This window comes from Falsiroseomonas frigidaquae (assembly GCF_012163145.1).
In the GTDB taxonomy this organism is placed as follows: Bacteria; Pseudomonadota; Alphaproteobacteria; order Acetobacterales; family Acetobacteraceae; genus Falsiroseomonas; species Falsiroseomonas frigidaquae.
Map to the genome: position 1 here is coordinate 197,059 of NZ_JAAVTX010000003.1, position 20,965 is coordinate 218,023.

General features: G+C 70.0%; 21 protein-coding genes. 6 read left to right on the forward strand and 15 right to left on the reverse strand.

All coding sequences use genetic code 11. The annotated features are described in order from the left end of the window. Positions 1-97: 97 nt before the first annotated feature. Positions 98-670, forward strand: coding sequence for a hypothetical protein (locus tag HB662_RS09890; RefSeq protein ID WP_168049578.1), 573 nt, complete (start codon positions 98-100; stop codon positions 668-670). A gap of 17 nt (positions 671-687) precedes the next feature. Here the strand turns inward: HB662_RS09890 and HB662_RS09895 are convergent, their stop codons facing one another. The 3 genes from HB662_RS09895 to HB662_RS09905 are packed head-to-tail and all read right to left on the reverse strand — an operon-like array spanning position 688 to position 3,154. Next, entirely contained in the window at positions 688-1,113 is a 426-nt protein-coding gene (locus HB662_RS09895; RefSeq protein WP_168049579.1) for a hypothetical protein, read from the reverse strand. 7 nt (positions 1,114-1,120) lie between these two features. Continuing rightward, a complete protein-coding gene (locus HB662_RS09900) occupies positions 1,121-1,858 on the reverse strand; it encodes a DUF2786 domain-containing protein (protein ID WP_168049580.1) in 738 nt (245 codons plus the stop codon). Positions 1,859-1,918: 60 nt separating this feature from the next. Next, positions 1,919-3,154: an argininosuccinate synthase gene (locus HB662_RS09905; protein ID WP_168049581.1), complete on the reverse strand. Its 1,236-nt coding sequence runs from the start codon at positions 3,152-3,154 to the stop codon at positions 1,919-1,921. A 383-nt stretch (positions 3,155-3,537) separates the two neighbouring features. On the opposite strand from HB662_RS09905, the gene HB662_RS09910 reads away from it, so the two are divergent. Continuing rightward, a complete protein-coding gene (locus tag HB662_RS09910; protein WP_168049582.1) occupies positions 3,538-4,500 on the forward strand; it encodes an alpha/beta fold hydrolase in 963 nt (320 codons plus the stop codon). Between the two features lie 63 nt (positions 4,501-4,563). Here the strand turns inward: HB662_RS09910 and HB662_RS09915 are convergent, their stop codons facing one another. From HB662_RS09915 to HB662_RS09930, 4 genes are all read right to left on the reverse strand, one after another. Then, the gene (locus tag HB662_RS09915) at positions 4,564-6,069 is read right to left on the reverse strand and encodes a tripartite tricarboxylate transporter permease (RefSeq protein WP_245185557.1); all 1,506 of its coding nucleotides are present in this window, start codon (positions 6,067-6,069) and stop codon (positions 4,564-4,566) included. A gap of 24 nt (positions 6,070-6,093) precedes the next feature. After that, positions 6,094-6,609 carry a tripartite tricarboxylate transporter TctB family protein gene (locus HB662_RS09920; RefSeq protein ID WP_168049583.1) on the reverse strand — a complete coding sequence of 172 codons (516 nt, stop codon included), beginning with the start codon at positions 6,607-6,609 and terminating at the stop codon, positions 6,094-6,096. 24 nt (positions 6,610-6,633) lie between these two features. After that, positions 6,634-7,665 (reverse strand): Bug family tripartite tricarboxylate transporter substrate binding protein, encoded by a 1,032-nt coding sequence (locus HB662_RS09925; protein WP_209443213.1) that lies wholly within the window; start codon positions 7,663-7,665, stop codon positions 6,634-6,636. A 67-nt stretch (positions 7,666-7,732) separates the two neighbouring features. Then, positions 7,733-8,554: a GNAT family N-acetyltransferase gene (locus HB662_RS09930; protein WP_168049584.1), complete on the reverse strand. Its 822-nt coding sequence runs from the start codon at positions 8,552-8,554 to the stop codon at positions 7,733-7,735. A gap of 73 nt (positions 8,555-8,627) precedes the next feature. On the opposite strand from HB662_RS09930, the gene HB662_RS09935 reads away from it, so the two are divergent. The 4 genes from HB662_RS09935 to HB662_RS09950 all read left to right on the forward strand — a co-directional run bounded on the left by HB662_RS09935 (position 8,628) and on the right by HB662_RS09950 (position 13,209). Next, a complete protein-coding gene (locus HB662_RS09935; protein ID WP_168049585.1) occupies positions 8,628-9,629 on the forward strand; it encodes a Gfo/Idh/MocA family protein in 1,002 nt (333 codons plus the stop codon). Between the two features lie 2 nt (positions 9,630-9,631). Next, a complete protein-coding gene (locus HB662_RS09940; protein WP_168049586.1) occupies positions 9,632-10,447 on the forward strand; it encodes a sugar phosphate isomerase/epimerase family protein in 816 nt (271 codons plus the stop codon). A 124-nt stretch (positions 10,448-10,571) separates the two neighbouring features. After that, positions 10,572-11,999, forward strand: a complete 1,428-nt coding sequence (locus HB662_RS09945; protein ID WP_168049587.1) for an enolase-like domain-containing protein — start codon at positions 10,572-10,574, stop codon at positions 11,997-11,999. 13 nt (positions 12,000-12,012) lie between these two features. Further along, complete coding sequence (locus HB662_RS09950; RefSeq protein ID WP_168049588.1) at positions 12,013-13,209, forward strand: amidohydrolase; 1,197 nt, start codon at positions 12,013-12,015, stop codon at positions 13,207-13,209. On the opposite strand, the gene HB662_RS09955 is transcribed toward HB662_RS09950, so the two are convergent. From HB662_RS09955 to HB662_RS09990, 8 genes are all read right to left on the reverse strand, one after another. Continuing rightward, positions 13,210-13,776 (reverse strand): DUF2585 domain-containing protein, encoded by a 567-nt coding sequence (locus tag HB662_RS09955; RefSeq protein WP_168049589.1) that lies wholly within the window; start codon positions 13,774-13,776, stop codon positions 13,210-13,212. A gap of 64 nt (positions 13,777-13,840) precedes the next feature. Then, positions 13,841-14,812 carry a Bug family tripartite tricarboxylate transporter substrate binding protein gene (locus HB662_RS09960; protein ID WP_168049590.1) on the reverse strand — a complete coding sequence of 324 codons (972 nt, stop codon included), beginning with the start codon at positions 14,810-14,812 and terminating at the stop codon, positions 13,841-13,843. A 28-nt stretch (positions 14,813-14,840) separates the two neighbouring features. After that, entirely contained in the window at positions 14,841-15,647 is an 807-nt protein-coding gene (locus HB662_RS09965; protein WP_168049591.1) for a sugar phosphate isomerase/epimerase family protein, read from the reverse strand. 138 nt (positions 15,648-15,785) lie between these two features. Then, entirely contained in the window at positions 15,786-16,931 is a 1,146-nt protein-coding gene (locus tag HB662_RS09970; protein ID WP_168049592.1) for a dihydrodipicolinate synthase family protein, read from the reverse strand. A gap of 2 nt (positions 16,932-16,933) precedes the next feature. Continuing rightward, positions 16,934-18,088, reverse strand: a complete 1,155-nt coding sequence (locus HB662_RS09975) for a Gfo/Idh/MocA family protein (RefSeq protein WP_168049593.1) — start codon at positions 18,086-18,088, stop codon at positions 16,934-16,936. A 14-nt stretch (positions 18,089-18,102) separates the two neighbouring features. Next, positions 18,103-19,143 (reverse strand): dihydrodipicolinate synthase family protein, encoded by a 1,041-nt coding sequence (locus HB662_RS09980; protein WP_168049594.1) that lies wholly within the window; start codon positions 19,141-19,143, stop codon positions 18,103-18,105. 59 nt (positions 19,144-19,202) lie between these two features. After that, the gene (locus tag HB662_RS09985) at positions 19,203-19,880 is read right to left on the reverse strand and encodes a TetR/AcrR family transcriptional regulator (RefSeq protein WP_245185558.1); all 678 of its coding nucleotides are present in this window, start codon (positions 19,878-19,880) and stop codon (positions 19,203-19,205) included. Further along, the gene (locus HB662_RS09990; RefSeq protein WP_209443215.1) at positions 19,867-20,892 is read right to left on the reverse strand and encodes an NAD-dependent epimerase/dehydratase family protein; all 1,026 of its coding nucleotides are present in this window, start codon (positions 20,890-20,892) and stop codon (positions 19,867-19,869) included. Before HB662_RS09990 ends, HB662_RS09985 begins: the two co-directional genes overlap by 14 nt. Between the last annotated feature and the right edge of the window lie 73 nt (positions 20,893-20,965).

Genomic DNA, 20,965 nt, shown 5'->3' on the forward strand with positions numbered 1-20,965 from the left:
GCTTCTGACGATTTGCATGGACATCTCGACCACGGGAAGGTGGCGGCAACGATGCCGGCGCGTAACGCCTCACCCCCGGCGAGATAGGAAACACACCATGCCCCTGGAAACCGGTGACATCATCTACATGGATGGGGGGGCCTTCGGCCATATCGGCATGGCCTATGATGCCAATACGGTGATCCACGCGCAGATGCAGGGAAACTTCCACAAGGACCCGAACCAGACGATGGAGGGCGGCCGCATCAGCTACATGGTGGATGGCCCCAATACGCGGGTCTTCCGGCCGCCCTGGGCCAAATGCGCCAACGCCGATGCGCGAAAGCTGGAGTTGAAGCAAGTGGCGGATGCCATCGCGGCCGGTGCCGTTTATGGCGCCTATCGCGCCGTGCGGCTGCTGATCGGCTCGTCGGATTTCGGCCCCGGCGCCTATGGTCGCTTCATGAAATACCGGGACCGCTACAACGCCAACAAGGGCACGCCCGCGCGCTTCGCCGAGGCGGGGCGGGAGGTCATCAAGACCGTGACCTGCTCCGAGGCGGTGATCGTCACCTACCAACTGTCCTTCCCCCTGGGCGAGAAGCCGTTCTTCATCGGGCTGGACGGCGCCCACGCCATGCCGCGCACGCTGCGAACCTGGCTTGCCGCCAATGGCTGGACCACGGTTTGATCGCGCGGCCTGGTCCGTTATGCGGACAGCAGAACCGGCCGCGCCCGTGGGTTCCAGGAGATACCGGCCGCGGCCAGTGAGGCTGCCAGCATGTCCCGGTCCAGCCGCGCATGGCGCACCAGCAGGCCCACATACAGGCCGACGAAATCCGGGCCATGGTCGCCCGGGGTACCATCGTCCCGATCGGCCAGCGCATGGGCGATCTCGTGCAGCAGCACCCAGCTCGGCAATTCAGCCGGCGCCTCGATCGCCAGGCGGCTGCCGGTGGCGATCGTGGCGCGGGTGGCCTTGCGGGGGCGGATGCGGGGCGGCCAGCGCAGGCCTTCCGCCGCCCAGACATGGTCGATGATCGCCTGCATCTGCGCGAAGGGCACGCGCGAGCGATCCAGCGGGGCCACCACCCGGTCCTCCCAGGCATAGACCCGGCGGGCATCGGCCTTCATGGCGCCCTCAGCCGCGCGGCAGCACGCGCCGCCCAGCGCCGGCGCCCACCGGCCGCTCCAGGCTGACCCGCCCGCCCGCCTGCTGCCCCTGCCGATAGGCGCCACGGTCGGAGACGCGGCGGGTGGTGGAGCGTGACCGCAGGCGGATGCCGAGGTCGCGGAAAGCCTCCTCGATCCGCCGCTCCTTCACCACCACCAGTGCGGTACTCGTTGAACCGGGCTGTTGCGCGGCGGCCTCCGCCGCCTCCCGGTGCGCGGCGATCTCCTCCATCCGGGCGGAGACGCGCTCGGCGAAGCCGTAGCGGAAGCTGCGGAGACGTTGCTGCGGCGCCTGGCGACTGCGGCTGTAGGCCTCGCTGGCCCGGAAGACCGCTTCCTCATGGTCCACGGCGCCGGCCACCAAGTGCAGAAGGTATTCGCCCATCAGCACATCCGGCTCCAGCCCGAACAGAACCAGGTTGCCGCGGCCATTGGTCCAGCCGCGGGTGCCGGTCAGGCGGATGACGGCCATGAAGATGATGGAAACCGCCTGCAGCCGCGGCCCGGTCATGGTCACCTGGCGCTGCAGGCAGGTCTCCTGCCGCAGCTCCACCTCGGACATGGTGAGGCCATAGACCTCCAGCAGCTCGCCCACCTTGCGGGCGGCGATCAGCGCCTCGGCCTCCGAGCAGCCGCGGTCGATGGTCTTGGCGGCGAGGGCGCGGATGCGGCCCTTCACCTTCTCCAGTTCCGACTGCTGGCTCATCCGCGCTGTCCCATCGGCGGGGACATAGCGCGGCGAGGGCCAGGCCGGGAAGCGGGTGCCTTAGAGGGCGCCGCCCTTGCGCCCCGCCATGGCACCGAGCCGCAGCCGCAGCGCGTTCAGCTTGATGAAGCCCTGGGCATCGAACTGGTCGTAGGCGCCCTGGTCGTCCTCGAAGGTGACGTGCTTCATCGAATACAGGCTGTTTTCCGAGCGCCGGCCATCCACGATGGTGTTGCCCTTGTACAGCTTCAGGCGAACCGTGCCCGACACGCTGTGCTGGCTCTCATCGATCAAGGCCTGCAGCATCCGCCGTTCCGGGCTGAACCAGAAGCCGTTGTAGATGATCTCCGCATAGCGCGGCATCAGGCTGTCCTTGAGGTGGCAGGCCTCGCGGTCCAGCGTGATGGATTCCATCGCCCGGTGCGCCGTGTGCAGGATGGTGCCGCCCGGCGTCTCGTAGCAGCCGCGGGACTTCATGCCGACGAAGCGGTTCTCCACCAGGTCGAGCCGTCCGATGCCGTTCTCCTTGCCCAGCGCGTTGAGCTTGGTCAGCAGGGTGGCCGGGGACATGCGCTCCCCATTGATGCCGACCGCGTCGCCGCGCTCGAACTCGATGGTGATCTCGGTGACCTTGTCGGGGGCGTCCACCGGGCTGACGGTGCGCTGCCAGACCATCTCATCCGGCGCGTCCCAGGGCTCCTCGAGGATCTTGCCCTCGGAGCTGCTGTGCAGCAGGTTCGCGTCGACGCTGAACGGGCTCTCGCCGCGCTTGTCCTTGGCGATCGGGATCTGGTGCTGCTCGGCGAAGGCGATCAGCGCGGTGCGGCTGGTCAGCTCCCACTCGCGCCAGGGGGCGATGATCTTGATGTCCGGCTTCAGCGCGTAATAGCTGAGCTCGAAGCGCACCTGGTCATTGCCCTTGCCGGTGGCGCCATGCGCCACGGCATCGGCGCCGACCTGCTCCGCGATCTCGATCTGGCGCTGCGAGATCAACGGCCGGGCGATCGAGGTGCCGAGAAGGTACATCCCCTCATACAGCGCATTGGCGCGGAACATCGGGAAGACGAAATCCTTCACGAAGGTCTCGCGCAGGTCGTCGACGAAGATGTTCTCGGGCTTGATGCCGAGCAGCAGCGCCTTGTCGCGTGCCGGGCCCAACTCCTCGCCCTGGCCGAGGTCGGCGGTGAAGGTCACCACCTCGCAATTATAGGTGGTCTGCAACCACTTCAGGATCACGCTGGTGTCGAGCCCGCCGGAATAGGCGAGCACGACCTTCTTCACGTCCTTGACGCGCATCGGGGGTCCCCTGGTCGGCCGGGGCCAGCGGCTTGCACCACCCCCCGGGAAAGGGGGCGGAACATGCCGGTCCTGCCGCTCCGGGGCAAGGGAGCTTCTGCCGCTCCGCGGCGGGGGGGAGCTTCTGCCGCTCCGCGGCGGGGGGGAGCTTCTGCCGCTCCGCGGCGGGGGGGAGCTTCTGCCGCTCCGCGGCGGGGGAGCTTCTGCCGCTCCGCCGCGGGGGCCGCGGCATGAATCTCGCTGGACAGACCGGCTGCGGTCTGGTTCCATCGGTTCACGGCATGTTGAAGATAGTTCACTCCTTCGTGCTAAGCCTTTTCACCCTGTGCGCCGCCGGGGTGGCGGGACACGCCCAGTCACCAGCGCCGAATCCGCCTTCCGTGATGCCCCCTCTGCTGGATTCGCAACGGGTTCCGCATGTCGGCGAAGGCGGCCGGGCCGACTACCGGCAGTTCCTGATGCAGCCCACCCCGCGCGCCTACGCCCTGGCCCGCAACGGCGCCTGGGGCTGGGCCGCGGCCATCGACAACGATGCGCAGGCCACCGCGAACCGGGCGCTGGAAAATTGTGCTGCCTATGGCGGCAGCGATTGCCGGATCTACGCGCAGGACCTGGCGGTTGTGTGGCCTGGCGCCGCGACGCCCGCGCCCGTCGCCCCCACCGCACCGCTCGCCGGCGGCGCGGGCTGGTCGCTGGTGCCGGATGACCGCTTCCTGTGGCAGGGCGCCGGGGCGGCTCGCGGCGCCTATCTCTGGGCGCATGGCCGCGCCGCCGGCGGTGCCGATAGCCGCGGCAGCCAGCCGCAGCCGCATGCCCGCGCCTTCAACAATGCCGGCTACGACGTGCTGCGCCTGGACCGGGACCCGGAGACGGATGAGACGGAGGCCGGCGCCCGGCGCATGCGTCTGGCGCTGGCCGCCCTCCGCGCCCGTGGCTACGACCGTGTGATCGCCGCGGGCCAGTCCCGCGGCGCCTGGGACGCGCTGTCCGCACTGGATGCGCCCGGCCGCGCCGATGCGGTCATCGCCATCGCCCCCGCGGCGCATGGCCCCACCGGCAGCCCGGCGCATGCCTGGGCGCTGGATGACCTGTCCCGCATCGTCGCCGCGGCGCGGGCGCCGACCACGCGGGTGGCGGTGGCGACCTTCGCCGGCGATGAATACGCCCCCGACCCGCCCGGCCGCGCCGCCGCCTTCGCCCGGCTGGCGCCCCGCACCGGCGCGTTGCTGTTGCTGGACCGGCCGACGGGGCTGCAGGGCCACGGCGCCGGCGGCGACGCCCGCTTCACCCTGCGCTATGCGGCCTGCCTGCTGGAATTCGCGGAGGGGCGGCGCCAGGGCTGCTGAGAACCAGGGCTGCTGAGAACCAGGGCTGCTGGCGAAGCGGGCCGGCTTCAGGCCGCCCCGATTTCAGGCAGGGCGCCGCCGGAACACCCCCACCACCCGCGGCACCAGGCCCGGAATCGCCCAGGCCACCGCCAGCAGCGTCAGCACGCAAAGCGCCATGCTGATCGGCCGGGTGAAGAAGGGCGAGATGTCGCCGCCGGTCAGCACCAGGCCGCGCAGCAGGTTCTTGTCCAGCAACTCGCCGAGCACGATGCCCAGCACCAGCGGCGCCATCGGGAAGCGCAGCTCGCGCAGGATGAAGCCGACCAGGCCCGCGCCCAGCATCACCCAGATATCGAACAGGCGGGAGGTGATGGCGAAGGCGCCCACCGTGCACAGCGTGAAGACGATGGGCATGAGGCGCGAGCGCGGGATCAGCAGCACCCAGAGCAGCGGCTTCACCAGAACCAGCCCGTAGACCAGCTTCACCATATCCGCCACCACCAGCATGGCGACGATCTGGTAGATGAATTCCGGCGCGGTGATCGCCAGCATCGGCCCGGGGTTCAGCCCGTGGATCATCATCGCCGCCATCAGCACCGCCGCCGGCGCGGAACCCGGCACCGCCAGGGTCAGCACCGGGATGATGGCGCCGGGCACGCAGGCGCTTTCGCCCGTCTCCGCCGCCATCAGCCCCTCGACGCTGCCCTTGCCGAACAGGTCCCTTTCCTTCGAGGCCCGCTTGGCCGCGGCGTAGCTGGTCCAGGCGGCGATATCCTCGCCCAGCCCCGGCATGGCGCCGATGAAGGTGCCGAGCGCGCCGGAGCGCAGGATGGTGCGCCAGTACTGCGTCACGTCGCGGATGCGCGGGATGACGCTGTCGATCTTGGCCGAGACGGCCTTCACGGCCGGCCCGCGCATGGCATTCAGCACCTCCGCCACGCCGAACACGCCGACCAGCACCGGCAGCAGCCCAAGCCCGCCGGCGAGGTCCGCGTTGCCGAAGGCAAATCGAGGAAATGCGTGGTTGGTCTCCTGCCCCACCGTCGCCGCCAGCAGGCCGATGAAGCCGGCGATGTAGCCCTTCAGCGGATCGCCGCCCGAAAGACTGCCGGCGATGACGATGCCGAACAGCGCCACCCAGAACATCTCGTAGCTGCCGAACTGCAGCGCGAATTCGCCGAAGCTGGGCGCGAACATCGCCAGGATCAGCGTGCCGAACAGCGTGCCGAACCAGGACCCCAGCGTCGAGATACCCATCGCCCGCCCGGCCAGCCCCTGCTTCGCCAGCGGAAACCCATCCAGCGTCGAGGCTGCGGATGCCGGCGTACCGGGGATGTTGAGCAGGATGGCGGATCGGCTACCGCCATAGATCGCGCCCACATAGACGCAGACCAGCACCAGCATGGCCACCTGCGGCCCCATGGTGAAGGTCAGCGTGGTCAGCAGCGCCACGCCCATGGTCGCCGTCAGCCCCGGCAGCGCGCCGACGACGATGCCGATCAGCACCGCCCAGAAGGCATGGAAGATGGCGCCGCCGGACAGGACATGGGCGAAGCCGTCGCCCAGCATGGTGATGGGGTTGTTCAAGGACCTGCGCTCACCTTGCCGGGATTACGGTAGCCGCACCAGGAAGATGCGCTCGAAGACCAGCGTCACGATGCCGCCGGTGGCCAGCCCCAGCACCGCCGCCTCCACCAGCCGCCGCACCCGCCCGACCGGCCCGGCCGGCCATTCGAAGGCGGCGGTGAAGGCGAAGACGAAGAGTGAGGTCGCCATCCAGAACGGCACACGCCCGACCAGCACGCCGGCATACAGCACGCCGAGCAGGGCGGCGGTGCCGAGCTGGCGCGCATCCTCCCGGCTCCAGGCGCGGGACTGCGATGCGCCCGGCTTCAGCGCGCCGCGGCGGATGGCGCGCAGGCCGAGCAGCACGGACAGCACCGCCAGCACCGTCGCATGAAAACCCGGCACGATGCCGGGCGCGGTCAGGCCGGTGCCGGATTGCTCGACGAAGGTCGGCATGCGCCAGGCCAGCGCCATCACGCCAAGCCCAAGCGCCAGCAGCACTGCCGCCGTCGCGAGGTCCACCCGCGGCGGCAGAGGCTCGCGGTCGCTGCTCCCACTCAAAGCCGGGCACTCAAAGCCGGGCACTCAAAGCCGGGCGATGCCCAGCGTGTCGGGGCTGACGCGGGCCTTGCCGCCGTCGAAGTACAGCCAGGCGGTCTGCCGGACCATCTTCCACGCCTCGTCATAGGCGTTCTGGCCGGACAGCGGCGCGAAGACGGCGGCGCGCTGGTTGGCGTAGTCCTTCAGCCGCTGGCTGTTGGCGATCTTTTCCGACCAGACCTGGTTCATCGTGGCGATGACATTGTCCGGCACGCCCTTCGGCGTCCAGATGCCGAAATAGTTCAGCGGCGCGGGCACGTTCGGCAGCCAGCGGCGGATCGAGGGAATCTCCCCCACGCCCTGCAGCGTCACCGCCTGTTCGGATTGCACGGCCAGCGGCACCAGGCGGCGGGCGCGGATCATCTCGGCGGCCTCCACCAGCAGCACGGCGCCCATCGGCGTCTCGCCGCTGACGGTCGCGATCATCGCCGGGTTGCCGCCATCATAGGTGGCGTGGCGGTACTGCACCTGGGATGCGGCGCGGATCGCCTCCATCATGTTGTGCCCGGCGGAGGACACGCCGGCGGTGGCCACCGAAACCCCCTGCCCACGCGCCTTCAGCGCCTCCATCGCCGCGCCGAAATCGCGGAAGCCGGCGGAGGGGTTGGCGACCAGCACATTCACATTGGCCACCGCGAAATACAGGTTCCAGTCCTTCAGCTCGGTATCGAGCAGGCCCAGCACCTTGTAGCAGCCGACATCGACGGCGGCGCCGGCGGCCCAGGTCATGCCATCCTTCGCCGCTTCCAGCGCGTTGCGCGTGCCGATGGAGCCGGAGGCGCCGGGCTGGTTCACCACCACGAAGCGCTGGCCCAGCGCGGCCTCGAGCTCCGTCGCCACGATGCGCGCCATCTGGTCGGTGGACCCGCCGGCAGCCCAGGGGACGATGACCGTGACCGGCCGGTCCGGCCGCCAGCCGCCCTGCGCCTGGACGATGGACGGCGCCGCCAGGCCTGCGCCGGTCGCCGCCAGCCCCGTGGTCGCCAGCAGCGTCCTGCGTGTGATCGAGATGGTCATGCCTGCCTCCCCTGGATGGTGGTAACCCACCGGTTACCTGGATGGTGTGACGCAGCAGCGGGTGCCGTCAACCGAACTCCGGCCCGGCCAGCACAAAGTTTTGGACGGCCTGCCCATCGGGCAGGTCCAGCGCGCCAATCGCCATCCGGGTGAACGGCCGCTGCGGCGCGCCACCCGCAGCGGCGAGGCCCTTGCGGAATGCCGCGGCCTCGTCCGGCACGTCCAGCACGACGGGCCCGCCCAGCGCGGCCTGCGCGGCGGCCAGTAGCGCCAGGGCGGTGGCCGCATCGGGTGCCACCAGCGGGCCGATCTGCGGCGCGCGAAGCCCGTCCCGCGCCAGCACGAAGCCGCCGGGCGCGACCAGCGCGGCCTGCGGCAGGCGCCGGGCGAAGCTGTGCAGCAAGGCCGGGCGCGGCGCGCCGAAGGCGGCTTCATCGAGCGCCAGCACCCCCGGCCAATCAGCCTCCTGCATCGGCCGCACCGGGACCGCGCCCGGCGGCAGGGCTGCGGGCAACAGCCAGCGGGCGAAGCCGAAGACGTCGGTGAAGCCGATCGGGCCATAGACCTCCCGCCCCGCCGGCGTCGCATCCAGCGCGAGCGTCAGCCCCGGCCGCGCATCCATCGCCCAGCGCAGCAGCGCGCTCGCCAGGCCGCGGCGCCGCTGGTCCGGCCGCACCAGCACCATGGAGATCCAGGCGAGGCGCGGGCCATGCGGCAGCAGCGCGGCGCTGGCGGCCAGCGCATCCCCCGCGCCATCCTCCAGCACCCGCACCAGGCCATGCTCCAGGAAGAAGGCCCAATCGGCCTGCACCTGGTTCCAGCCGATGGCGGCGGATAGCGCGGCGGCGCGTGGCAGGTCCTCGGGCACCGCGGCACGGAAATCGAACATGGCGGAAGGCTCGCGCGGGTCCCGCGCAGGGTCAAGCGCTTGACCGGACGCAAGCGGCTTGCGGAGATGGTGCATGACCCGCCTGCTCCTCATCGGCTGCGGCGCCTTCGGGCGCGTTCATCTCGCGGCGTTGGCGCGCCTCGGGCAGGACGTGTCGGTGCTGGAGCCCGACCCGGCGATGCGCGCGGCCGCCCCGCCCGGCACGCGCTTCGTGGAGGGGCTGGAGGCCGCGCTGCGCGACTGCGAGGCCGCGATCCTCGCCACGCCGCCCGCCACCCATGCGCCCCTGGCGGAGGCGGTGCTGCGCGCCGGGCGCGACCTGTTCCTGGAAAAGCCGGCCACGGAAACCGCCGCGCAATCCGCCGCCCTGCATGCGCTGGCCGGGGGGCGCATCGTGCAGCTCGGCCTGTATTTCCGCTTCCATCCGAAGGCGCAGGCCATCCACCGTCTCGCCCGCGCTGGCGGCTTCGGGCGCATCCACCACCTCTCCGCGCGCATGTCCGGGCTGAAGCGCGCCCGCGGCGATTCCGGTGCGTTGCTGAACGACGCCGTGCATTTCGCCGACCTGCTGCCCTGGATCGCCGGCGAGGCGCCTTCGCATGTCTTCGCCACGCTGTCGGACCCGTTGCACCGGGGGCGGGAGGATCTGGCGGTGATCCAGCTTCGCTTCCCCTCCGGCGCCACCGCGCTGATCGAGGCCGGCTGCGTGCTGCCCGGCGAGCACGCCGATGCGGTGGTGCCGGGCGCCGAGACGCGCAAGCTGCTCGCGGTGGCCGGTGACGCCGCGCTGGCGGAGGTGGATTTCATGGCGGAGACGCTGCGCCTGCGCCGCGGCGCGCATCACCCGGCGCAAGGCGGTGCCTGGCTGCCGGACCACGCGCCGGCCGAGGATCTCGGCGCCGCGGCACTGGACCCGGTGGGCGTGGTGGCGGCGCAGCTCGCTGCCTTTCTGCAGGCGGTACGAAGCCGCGTGAAGCAGGGGCCCGATCTTCACGAAGGCGGGGTGCTGCCGCTGCGCATACTGGACGCCGCCCGGCGATCCGCGCATGAGATGCGGGTGGAGGAACTGCCCTGAACATGCGAATTTCATTGTGCAACGAAGTCGTTGCGTCCCTGCCCTTCGCCCAGCAGACGAAGCTCGCCGCTGCGCTTGGCTATGACGGGCTGGAAGTGGCGCCCTTCACGCTGGATGCCGAAGCCCCGCATCTGCTGCCGGCCGCACGGCGCGCGGAGCTGCGACGCATCGCGGCGGAGGAAGGCGCGCCCATCACCTCCCTGCATTGGCTGCTGGTGGCGCCGGCGGGCCTGTCCATCACCACCGCCGATGCCGCGACCCGCACACGCACGCTGGATGTGATGCAGCGCCTGGTCGGCCTCGCCGCCGATCTCGGCGCGACGCTGCTGGTGCATGGATCGCCGAAGCAGCGCCAGGTCACGGCAGATGGCGATGCGCAGCGGGCGGAGGAGGCGATGGCGCAGGCCGGCGCCTGGGCCGCGCAGCATGGCCTCACCTATTGCCTGGAACCGCTCGATGCCGGCCAGACCAACTGGGCGCGGACAGTGGCGGAGGCGGTGGAGATCGTCACCCGGCTGGATGTGCCGGGGCTGGCCACGATGCTCGATGTCAGCGCCGCCGGAAATGGCGAACAGGACAGCGCCGCCGCGCTGCTGCGCCGCTTCATCCCCGGGGGGCGCATCGCCCATGTGCATCTGAACGATCGCAATCGCCGCGGCCCGGGCCAGGGCAGCGATGCGTTCCGCCCCGTCCTCGATGCGCTGATCGATACGCGTTATTCCGGCTTCTGTGCGGTGGAACCTTTCGACTACCATCCGGATGGCGCCACCAGCGCCGCACGCGCCATCGGCTATCTGCGGGGAATTCTCGAGGAATGAAGCCAAATCCTGCGGATCGTGACCAATCCGCCCTCGATCGGCGGCGCGCGCATTCGCGCGCTTGGCTGCGCGCCCCCGGGCGCAGCGCCCATTCGGGCGCAGGTCGCAGCCTGCAGGATCTGGCATGAGCCTCCGCTTCACGCTGCTCGAAACCCAGCGCTTCGAATGGCCCTTCACCCTGCGCCTGCCTTTCCGCTTCGGCGTCATCACGGTGACGCAGGGACGGCAGGCGGTGATCCGCGCGCGGATCCGGCTGGAGGATGGCAGCGAGGCCTGGGGCGTGGCGGCGGAGACGCTGGCGGCGAAGTGGTTCGACAAGGACCCGAAGCTGTCCGACTCGCAGAACGAACAGCAATTGCGCCGCGCGCTGGAACTGGCGACGGAGGCCAGCCTGGCCGCCGGCGCGGACACCGCCTTCGGTCATTTCGCCAATAGCTATGCGGCGGTGACGCAGGCGGCGGCGGCGGAAGCGCTGAACCCGCTGGTCGCAAGCTACGGCCGCGCGCTGCTCGACCGCGCCATGCTGGATGCGGCTTTGAAGGCGAAGCGCGTGTCCTTCTGGGCCGGCATGCGCGGCAATATCGGTGGCATGGCGCCGCATGACGTGGCGCCCGACCTCGCCGGCTTCGATTTCGCCGCGATGCTCGCCGGGCAGTCGCCGCTTGCCCGCCTGCATGCGCGGCATACGGTGGGGCTGGTCGATCCCATCACGGCGGCGGACCAGGACAGCCGGGTGAATGACGGGCTGCCGGAAACGCTGGAGGAAGTGGCGACCGGCTACGGCCATCGCTACTGGAAGCTGAAGGTGGGCGGCAATATCGCGGCCGATGTTGACCGGCTGTGCCGCATCGCCGCCGTGCTGGACCGCGCCCATGGCGGCTACCACGCCAGCCTGGACGGCAACGAACAATACGAGGATGCGGAGGGCGCGCTGGCGCTGTGGCGCGCCATGCAGGCGGAGCCGCGGCTGGCGCGGCTGTGCCGGTCCATCCTGTATATCGAACAGCCGGTGAAGCGCGCCCGCGCGCTGGAGACCGGCATGGCGGCGCTGGCCGCCGAACGCCCCGTCATCATCGACGAAAGCGACGGCCCGCTGGACGCCTTCGTCACCGGCCGCGCCCTGGGCTATGCGGGCGTGTCCTCCAAGGCCTGCAAGGGCGTCTGGCGGTCCCTCATCAACCTGGCGCGCTGCCGCGCCTGGAATGCGGAGGAGAAGCGCGAGCGCTACTTCATGTCGGCGGAGGACCTGACCACGCTCGCCGGTGTCTGCGTGCAGCAGGATCTGGCGCTGGTCGCCCTCCTCGGCCTGCCGCATGTCGAGCGCAACGGGCACCATTTCATCGATGGCTTCTCCGGCCGCCCGAAGGCGGAGGCCTATGCCTTCCTGGAGGCGCATCCGGCGCTCTACGCCGACACCGCGCATGGCCCGAGGCTGGCCATCCGCGACGGGATGCTGGATATCGCGAGCCTGGACACGCCCGGCCTGGGCGCGACGCTGGAGCCTGATTTCACCGCGATGGCGCCGATGCCCAAGGCCGCCTGGCCCAATTGAGACGGAGAGAGTGATGCGCCAGGAAATCCTCGACGCGATCCGCGCCTACGAGCCCGAATTGAAGGAAATCCGCCAGGACATCCACCGCCACCCGGAAACCCGCTTCGAGGAGCACCGCACCGCCGCCCTGGTCGCCACCAAGCTGCGCGAATGGGGCATCGAGGTGACGGAGGGCATCGGCGGCACCGGCGTGGTCGGCACGCTGAAGGGCAGCCGCCCGGGCCAGCGCGCCATCGGCCTGCGCGCCGACATGGATGCGCTGTTCATCCAGGAGGAAAACGACTTCGCGCACGCCTCCACCGTGCCCGGCAAGATGCATGCCTGTGGGCATGACGGCCACACCACCATGCTGCTCGGCGCCGCGCGCTATCTGGCCGGCAAGCCGGATTTCGCCGGCACCGTGAACTTCATCTTCCAGCCGGCGGAGGAGGCCGGCACCGGCGCGCCGGCGATGATCAAGGACGGTCTGTTCGATCGCTTCCCGGTCGATGCCGTCTATGGCCTGCACAATTCGCCGGGCCTGGCGGTCGGCAGCTTCGCGACGCGGCCGGGGCCGATGCTGGCGGGCGCCGATTTCTGGGGCGTGGAATTCCACGGCACCGGCGGCCATGGCGGCGCCGCGCCACACCTGGCGACCGATGCGACGGTGGCGCTCGGGCAGTTCCTGCTGGCGGTGCACACCATCCTGCCGCGCAACCTGAAGCCCACTGCCAGCGCCGCGCTGTCCGTCGGCCATGTCTCGGGCGGCAGCTTCGACTCGCCGAATGTGATGCCGGCCAAGGTCGTGGTGCGCGGCACGGCGCGGTATTTCGAGAAGGGCGACCAGGGGATCATCCGCAGCCGGCTGCAGGCGCTGGCGGAAACGCTGGCGGCGGCGCAGGGCTGCACCGCGACCTTCACCTATGTGCCGCTCTGCCCGCCCACGGTGAATGCGGCCGAGAAGCTGCCGACCGCCATCGCGGCCGCCGCGGCGGTGGTCGGCGCGGACAAGGTGGGCGAGGTCGGCCTCAGCACGGGCGGCGAGGATTTCGCCTTCATGCTGCAGGAAAAGCCCGGCGTGTTCATGCGGATCGGCAATGGCATGAATGCCGATGGCAGCTTCCACAACGTCCACACGCCGCAATACGACTTCAACGACGGGATCCTCGCCCTCGGCGCCGCCTATTGGGCGAGCCTGGTGGCGGAGGAGTTGAACTGGGCGGAGCAGTAGTCACCGCGCCGCCTGCCATTCCTTCACGGCATCCAGTGGCCAGAGCAGCATCAACACGTTGAGGGTGAGGTTGTCGCGGATCACCAGCGCGACACCTACCTCCATCGCCAGCAGCAGCGCGACGCTGGCCCAGACCGGCAGCCGCGCGGCCAGCGCGAAGCCAAGCCACATGGCGACGATGTCCATGGTCGAGTTCAGGACGCTGTCGCCGAAATAATCCAGCGCGATCGTCGCCTCGCGGTAGCGCTGGATCACCGCATCGGTGTTCTCCAGGATCTCCCACCCCGCCTCCACCACCGTCGCGATCACGGCGCGCGGCAGCAGGCCGAGGCGCCGCGCCACCAGATGCAGGGCCGCGTAGAAGATCAGCCCATGCGCCACATGGGATGGCGTGTACCAGTCCGTGATGTGCTGGGAGTTCTCGGCGCTGATGACCTCGCCATGCCACAGCTTGATGCTGCCGCATTTGCAGATCGGCTCCCGCCCCATGGCCAGCAGGATCGCCGCGGTGACGGCCAGCAGGCCGAGCAGGATGGCAAACCAGGCCCAACGGGGCAGCGAACGCATGCGGCGAGGCCTTGAAAGGTGCGGCCGCAGGGTGGCGATGCTGCGGCCGCCGTCAAGCCAGGCGTCAGTTCACGGTGATCCGCGCCTCCCGTACCACGCGGCCCCATTTCGCCGTCTCCTCCCGCATCGTGGCGGCGAGCTCGGCAGGGGTGGAGGTCACGGCCTCCGCGCCGGCAGCGCGCAGCCGCTGCTGCACGCCGGGCTCGGCCAGCACGTCCCGCAGCACGGCGGAGAGGCGTTCCGTCGTCGCGGCCGGCAGGCCGGCGGGGGCCATCACGGCGCCCCAGGAGGTGGCCTGCGCATCGGCCAGCCCGGCCTCGGCGAAGGTTGGCAGGTCCGGCAGCAGGGTGGAGCGCTTCGGGCCGGTGACCGCCAGCGCCCGCACGCGGCCGCCCTGCACCTGGGCGAGGGCGGAGGGAAGCTGGTCCAGCATCACCTGCACATTGCCGGCCACCGTGTCGTTCAGCGCCGGCGCGCTGCCGCGATAGGGCACATGCTGCATCTCGACCCGCGCCACCAGCTTGAACAGCTCCGGCACCAGGTGCGTGGAGGATCCATTGCCGCCGGAGCCATAGGACAGCGCATTGGGCCGCGCCCGCAGCAGCGCCAGGAACTCCGCCAGATTCTGCGCGGGGACGGAGGGATGCACGATCAGCACATGGTCGGTGGCAAACGCCATGCCGATCGGCGCCAGGTCGGAGGCCGGGTTGAAGCCCATATTGGTGTAGAGATGCGGGTTGATGGTCAGCGTGCCGGTGGTGCCCATCAGCAGCGCGTATCCATCCGCCGCGCTGCGCACCACATTCTCCACGCCCACATTGCCGCCGGCGCCGGTGCGGTTTTCCACCGTCACGGGCTGGCCCAGCTTCTCCTGCATCCGGTCGGCCAGCACGCGCGCCACCACATCGGTGGCGCCGCCCGGCGGGAAGGGCACGACGAAGCGCAGCGGCCGCGTCGGCGCCCAGCCCTGCGCGAGCGCAGGGGTCGCGAGCGCCGTGCCGAGCAGGGCGCGGCGCGTGAGGCGGAAACCGTTCATTCTTGTCTCTCCCGTTCTTCTTGTTGGATCAGACGGCGGAGGCGTGGCGTTCCTTCAGCAGCGGCAGCACCATCTCGGGGTCCTGCTGCCACCAATGCTTCGACAGGATCTCGACTTCCGCGAAGCTGTCATAGCCCTGCACCTCCACCATGCGGCGGATGGCGGGGATGTCGATGCAGCCTTCACCGGGGATGCCGCGGTCGAACACCGTGTCCGTCGTCGGCACCTTCCAGTCGCAGACATGGAAGGCGGCGATGCGCGACCCGGCGCGCTGGATCAGCGCGGCGAGCTGCGGGTCCCACCAGACATGATAGACATCGAGCGCGATGCCCATGCCCGCGCCGAACTCGTCGCAAAGATCCAGCGCTTGGCCGAGCGTGGACAACACGGAGCGATCCGCGCAGGTCATCGGGTGCAGCGGTTCCAGCGCCAGCGTCACGCCGGCCGCACGCGCATCCGGCAGGATTTTCGCCAGCCCCTCGCGCATCATCTCGCGCGCGCCGGGCAGGTCCTTGGAGCCGGGCGGCAGGCCGCCGCCGAGCACCACCAGGCATTTCGCGCCGATCGCATGCGCCTCCGCGATGGCGCGGCGGTTGTCCTCGATGGCGGCATCGCGGCCGGTCTGGTCATTGGCCGGGAACATGCCGCCGCGGCAGAGGCCGGTGACGGTCAGCCCCGCATCGCGAATCTGCTTCGCGGCACGTTCGACCCCCATGGCGCCGAGCACGTCGCGCCAGGGGGAGATTCCCGGAATGCCGTGGCGGGCGCAGCCCTCGATCAGCTCGGGCAGGCCCCATTTCTCCTTCACGGTGACGGAATTAAGCGAGATCTGCATGGGGCGATTCATCCTCTGCCGCCCGGCGGGCGTGGCCTCCTCTCCCGCAGGGCGGGAGAGGGTCGGGGTGAGGGTGGGAAGGTACGCGCCCCCTCACCCAACCCTCTCCCCCCCGTTGCGGGGAGAGGGCTTTCGAGGTCAGGCGGCACCGTGCAAGGCGAGCAGGGTCTTCATGCGCGCCACCGCCATATCCGGGTCGCGCAGCAGCCCGGCCTTGTCGGCCAGGCGGAACAGCTCGGAGAAATGCCGGATGCTACGGGTGGATTGCTGGCCGCCGACCATGACGAAATGGTCCTGGTGGCCGTTCAGCCAGGCCATGAAGACCACGCCGGTCTTGTAGAAGCGCGTCGGCGCCTTGAAGATGTGGCGCGACAACGGCACCGTCGGCGCCATGATCGCGTCATAGGTCGCGCGGTCGTTATGCGACAGCGCCGCGAGGGCACCGCCGACGGCGGGCGCGATCGGGTCGAAGATGCCGAGCAGCGCGTCCGAATAGCCTTGCGCGTCGCCGGCGATCAATTCGGGATAATTGAAGTCGTCGCCGGTGTACATGCGCACGCGCTGCGGCAGGCGCCGGCGCATGGCGATCTCCTTCTGGTCGTCCAGCAGGGAGACCTTCACGCCATCCACCTTGTCCGCATGGGCGTGGATCACGGACAGCGCCGTCTCCATCGCCGCCATGTGGTCGTGGTTGCCCCAGTAGCCTTCCAGCGCGGGGTCGAACATCTCGCCCAGCCAATGGATGATGACGGGCTGCTTCACCTGGGACAGGATGCGGTCATAGACTCGCTCGTAATCCGCCGGCGACTTCGCGGCTTTCGCCAGGGCGCGGGAGGCCATCAGGATGATGCGGCCGCCCATCGCCTCCACGGCGGAGCACTGCTCCTCATAGGCGCGGATCACGTCATCCACGGTGACGTCGGGGCCGGGGGCCAGGTGGTCCGTGCCGGCGCCGCTCGCCATCACCGCGCCGGGATGGTCCTGCATCGCGTCGAGCGAACGGCGGATGAGTTCCTGCGCCGCGGTCCAATCCAGCCCCATGCCGCGCTGGGCCGTATCCATCGCCTCCGCCACGCCGAGGCCAAGCGACCACAGGTATTTGCGGAAGGCGATGGTGCGGTCCCAGTCGATCTTGGCGTCGAGCCAGGGGTCCTGCTCGGCCAGCGTATCCGCCACCACATGTGCGGCGGCCAGCGCCAGGCGGGGGAAGGGCGGCGTCGCCTTCGGGAAGTCGCGCGGGCCCTGCAGCGCGTAGTCGCCTTCCGGCAGCTTGATGCTCGGCATGGTCAAACCTCCAGCTTCGGCAGGTCGATCCAGCGGCGCTCCGCCCAGCTCTGCAGCCCGGCCTCCGCAAGCTGCACGCCTTTGGCGCCGGCCAGCAGATCCCACGGATACTCCGCGACATCGCCTGCCAGGTATTTGAAGAACAGCTCCCACTGCACCCGGAAGCCGTTCGGCATGGGCTCGGTGTCAGGAATTTCCTGCCAGCCCTCGAAGAAGTTGATCGGCTGCGGCGTGTCCGGGCTCCAGACCGGCTTCGGCGTGTTCACGCGGGACTGCGTCCAGCATTTTTGCAGGCCGGCCACGGCGCTGCCATGCGTGCCATCGACATGGAAGGTCACCAGGTCGTCGCGCCGCACGCGCGTCACCCAGCTCGAATTGATGTGCGCGATCACCCCGCCTTCCAGCTGGAAGGTCGCATAGGCCGCGTCATCCGCATCGGCCTTGTAGGGCTTGCCCGATTCATCGATGCGCTGCGGGATATGCGTCGCACCCAGGCAGGACACGCTCTCGACATTGCCGAAGAGGTTGTCCAGCACGTAGCGCCAGTGGCAGAGCATATCGAGGATGATGCCGCCGCCCTCATCCTTCTTGTAGTTCCAGGAGGGGCGCTGGGCGGGCTGCAGGTCGCCCTCGAAGACCCAGTAGCCGAATTCGCCCTTCACGCTGAGGATCTTGCCGAAGAAGCCGCTGTCGATTGCCATCTTCAGTTTGCGCAGCCCGGGCAGGAACAGCTTGTCCTGCACCACGCCGGCCTTGATGCCCTTCTGCTTCGCCAGCTTCGCGACGGCCAGCGCATCCGCCAGATTGTCGGCGGTCGGCTTCTCGCAATAGATGTCCTTGCCGGCCTCGATCGCCCTGGTCAGCAGCCCGGCGCGCATCTGCGTCGTCGCCGCATCGAAGAACAGCGTATCGTTCGGATCGGCCAGGCAGGCATCGAGGTCCGTGGAGACGCGGGCGATGCCATGCGCGCGCGCCAGCGCCTCCAGCTTCTCCCGGTTCCGGCCGACCAGGATCGGGTCCGGCATCACCCGGTCGCCATTTGCCAGCACCACGCCGCCATCCTTGCGGATCGCGGCGATGGAGCGGATCAGGTGCTGGTTCATGCCCATGCGCCCGGTGACGCCGTTCATGATGAGGCCGATGCGGCGTTCCGCCATTTCGCAAAAATCCTTCAGGAGAGCCAGGTGTTGAGATTGGCGCGGACGAAGGCGTCGTCCGTCAGATGCGGGTAGCGCTCGGCGACCGCGGTCAGAAGCGCCGCCTGGCCGGGGGACAGGCCTTCATCCGGGTCCAGGCACCAGATGCCGTCCAGCAGGCCCTGGCGGCGGAGGATTTCGTGGCAGCCGGCGATCACGCCGTGGAAGTTGTGCGCCACGTCGAAGACGGCGGCGTTCATCTCCGTCACCTGCGCATCCAGCGCCAGCAATTCGGGCGTCGCATCGGCGCCGCGGCAGCGCGCATGCAGATCCACCGCCGCCTTGGTCCAGACGCTCCAATGCCCCAGCAGCCCGCCCAGGATGCGCAGCGGCTTCTCCGCCCCCGCCAGGGCGAAGGGCGTCAGCAGGTCCGCCACGATGTGGTCGTCATTGCCGGTGTAGAGCGCGATCCGGTCCTGCGCGCCGGCCTCCAGCACGCCGCGCAGCACATCCAGCGTCGCGTAGCGGTCGAAGGGCGCCATCTTGATGGCCACCACATTCTCGATCGCGGCGAAGCGGCGCCAGAAAGTCAGCGGAAGCGGCACGCCGCCCACCGCCGGCTGCAGGTAGAAGCCGAAGACCGGCATCTCCGCCGCCACCGCCTGGCAATGGGCGATGATCTCGTCCTCCGAGGCGCCCTTCCAGGCGGCGAGGCTCAGCAGCACGGCGTGATAGCCGAGGCCACGCGCGATCCGCGCCTCCCGCACCGCCTGTTCCGTGCGCCCGATGGCGCCGGCGATGAGGATGGGCGCCTCGTCCCGCTCCGCCGCCGCTTCGGCGGCCAGCGACAGCACCGTCTCGAACAGCCTGACCTGGCGGATGGCGAATTGCGTGGTGTGGACGCCAACGGCGAGACCGCCCGCGCCGGCCGCCAGATAGTAGCGGGACAGCGCCCGCTGGCGCAGCGGGTCCAACTCCCGCCGCGCATTCAGCGCCAGCGGGTGCGCCGGGATGGCGCAACCTTGCCGCAGACGCGCGAGCACGCTCTCCGGCCAATCCTGCCAGCGCAGACCCACTTGCCTTTCCCCCCAAACCGGTAACCAGACGGTTACTTTGTCGCGGGTGGACGATCAGGTCAAGGCCGCAGATAGCCCAGCACCACCTCCGCGATATGCGCCTCCCGCGCCGCGATGGCGGCTTCGGTGTCCAGTGCGGCGCCGAAGATGGTGGACAGGGTGTGGCGGTTGGCGACGTAGAAATGGCCCAGCGCCAGGATCGAGATGTAGAGCTGCATCGCATCCACCCCACCCCGGAACACGCCGGCCGCCGCGCCGCGCTCCAGCACCGCGGTCAGTGCCGCCAGCATCGGCGAATACAGCGCCGGCACCTGCTCGGACCGGCTGAGATAGGCGGCGCGGTGCAGGTTTTCCTGGTTCAGCAAGGCCACGAATTCGGGGTGGCGGCTGGTGTAGCGCAGGTTGAAGGCCACCAGCCGCGCCATCGCCTCCAGCGGCGGCAGGCTGTCCACCGAAAGCTCCCGCTCCTCCTCCCGCTTCGCGGCATAGGCGCGTTCCAGCACCGTCAGCCACAGCTCCTCCTTGCTGCCGAAATAGGCGTAGAGCATGCGCTTGTTGGCACCGGCCCGCGCCGCGATCTCATCCACCCGGCTGCCGGCCATGCCCTTCTCGGCAAATTCCACCAGGGCGGCGTCCAGGATGCGCTGGCGCGTGGCGCGGGCGCGGCTCGAGAGCTGGTCCTCCGCGCGGAGCGCCATGGTGGTCGTGCCGCGGGGGGCGGCGCTAGAAGCGGCCATCCCGAACCTCGAACTTGGTCGCCTTGCCGAGTGCGCGGCCGCCACCCGCCACCCAATCCGCCACCCAATCCACCAGGGTCAGCAGCGGCACCGTGGGGTAGCCGAAGGCCTGGAAGGCGCGGGCGGCGTTGGAGAGCAGGGCGGTGGGCGCCTCCGTCCCGGTGAATTCCGCGGTGCGGTCCATCCGGCGGGCCAGTTGCTCGGCCAGCCAGCGGACCGAGACCATCTCCGGCCCCGTCACGTTCAGGATCGGGCAGGTCGCGTCGGCTCGGGATAGGGCGCGCAGCGTCCAGGCATTGGCGTCGCCCTGCCAGATGACATTGGCATGGCCCATCGCCAGCGGCACCGGCGTGCCGGAGGCGACTTTCGTCGCGATGTCGTGCAGCACGCCGTAGCGCAGGTCGATCGCGTAGTTCAGGCGGATGCCGAAGCAGCGCGTGCCGCGCGTGGCCGCCGCATGCTGGAAGGCGCGTTCCCGGCCGAGGCAGCTTGCCGCGTAGTCGCCGATCGGCGACGGCGTGGCGTCTTCATCCGGGGCCGGCCCGTTCACCGGCCACATCGGCTGCACATTGCCGGTGGAGAAGAACACGATGCGCGATGCAGCCCAGCGTGCCGCGACCCGGGCCGGAAGCTGGACGTTCATCGCCCAGGTCAGCGCCTCATTCCCCGTGCTGCCGAATTTCATCGCCGCCATGAACACCACGTTTTCCGAATCGGGCAGCGCGGCGAGGGCGGCGTCATCCATCAGGTCGGCGGCCAGGCATTCGATGCCCCAGGATTCCATGCGGTCCCGCAGCCCGGCCTCGGACCAGCGCGCCACCGCGATGACGCGCCGCGCCGGGTCCGCCCGCTTGGCCAGGCGGCACAGCGTCGGCCCCATCTTGCCGGCGGCGCCGAGTACCAGCAGGTCCCCCGGCACAAGGGCGAGGTCGGCCAGCAGCGCCGGGTCGGGCCGCGACATCACCTCCTCCAGCGTCGCTTCATCCGCGATACGCCGTGGCAGATCGCCCATGGTTTCCCTCCCGCCCATATCGGGCCAGCATCGCGGCTGGCCGCGTCTGGCAGCATGGCGAGGACACCGCCCG

Bases quoted from the DNA above. Each gene is read 5' to 3' on its own strand.
- HB662_RS09890 (WP_168049578.1), top strand. From the start codon at position 98: ATGCCCCTGGAAACCGGTGACATCATCTACATGGATGGGGGGGCCTTC.
- HB662_RS09895 (WP_168049579.1), bottom strand. From the start codon at position 1,113: ATGAAGGCCGATGCCCGCCGGGTCTATGCCTGGGAGGACCGGGTGGTG.
- HB662_RS09900 (WP_168049580.1), bottom strand. From the start codon at position 1,858: ATGAGCCAGCAGTCGGAACTGGAGAAGGTGAAGGGCCGCATCCGCGCC.
- HB662_RS09905 (WP_168049581.1), bottom strand. From the start codon at position 3,154: ATGCGCGTCAAGGACGTGAAGAAGGTCGTGCTCGCCTATTCCGGCGGG.
- HB662_RS09910 (WP_168049582.1), top strand. From the start codon at position 3,538: ATGCCCCCTCTGCTGGATTCGCAACGGGTTCCGCATGTCGGCGAAGGC.
- HB662_RS09925 (WP_209443213.1), bottom strand. From the start codon at position 7,665: ATGACCATCTCGATCACACGCAGGACGCTGCTGGCGACCACGGGGCTG.
- HB662_RS09930 (WP_168049584.1), bottom strand. From the start codon at position 8,554: ATGTTCGATTTCCGTGCCGCGGTGCCCGAGGACCTGCCACGCGCCGCC.
- HB662_RS09935 (WP_168049585.1), top strand. From the start codon at position 8,628: ATGACCCGCCTGCTCCTCATCGGCTGCGGCGCCTTCGGGCGCGTTCAT.
- HB662_RS09940 (WP_168049586.1), top strand. From the start codon at position 9,632: ATGCGAATTTCATTGTGCAACGAAGTCGTTGCGTCCCTGCCCTTCGCC.
- HB662_RS09945 (WP_168049587.1), top strand. From the start codon at position 10,572: ATGAGCCTCCGCTTCACGCTGCTCGAAACCCAGCGCTTCGAATGGCCC.
- HB662_RS09950 (WP_168049588.1), top strand. From the start codon at position 12,013: ATGCGCCAGGAAATCCTCGACGCGATCCGCGCCTACGAGCCCGAATTG.
- HB662_RS09955 (WP_168049589.1), bottom strand. From the start codon at position 13,776: ATGCGTTCGCTGCCCCGTTGGGCCTGGTTTGCCATCCTGCTCGGCCTG.
- HB662_RS09960 (WP_168049590.1), bottom strand. From the start codon at position 14,812: ATGAACGGTTTCCGCCTCACGCGCCGCGCCCTGCTCGGCACGGCGCTC.
- HB662_RS09965 (WP_168049591.1), bottom strand. From the start codon at position 15,647: ATGCAGATCTCGCTTAATTCCGTCACCGTGAAGGAGAAATGGGGCCTG.
- HB662_RS09970 (WP_168049592.1), bottom strand. From the start codon at position 16,931: ATGCCGAGCATCAAGCTGCCGGAAGGCGACTACGCGCTGCAGGGCCCG.
- HB662_RS09975 (WP_168049593.1), bottom strand. From the start codon at position 18,088: ATGGCGGAACGCCGCATCGGCCTCATCATGAACGGCGTCACCGGGCGC.
- HB662_RS09985 (WP_245185558.1), bottom strand. From the start codon at position 19,880: ATGGCCGCTTCTAGCGCCGCCCCCCGCGGCACGACCACCATGGCGCTC.
- HB662_RS09990 (WP_209443215.1), bottom strand. From the start codon at position 20,892: ATGGGCGATCTGCCACGGCGTATCGCGGATGAAGCGACGCTGGAGGAG.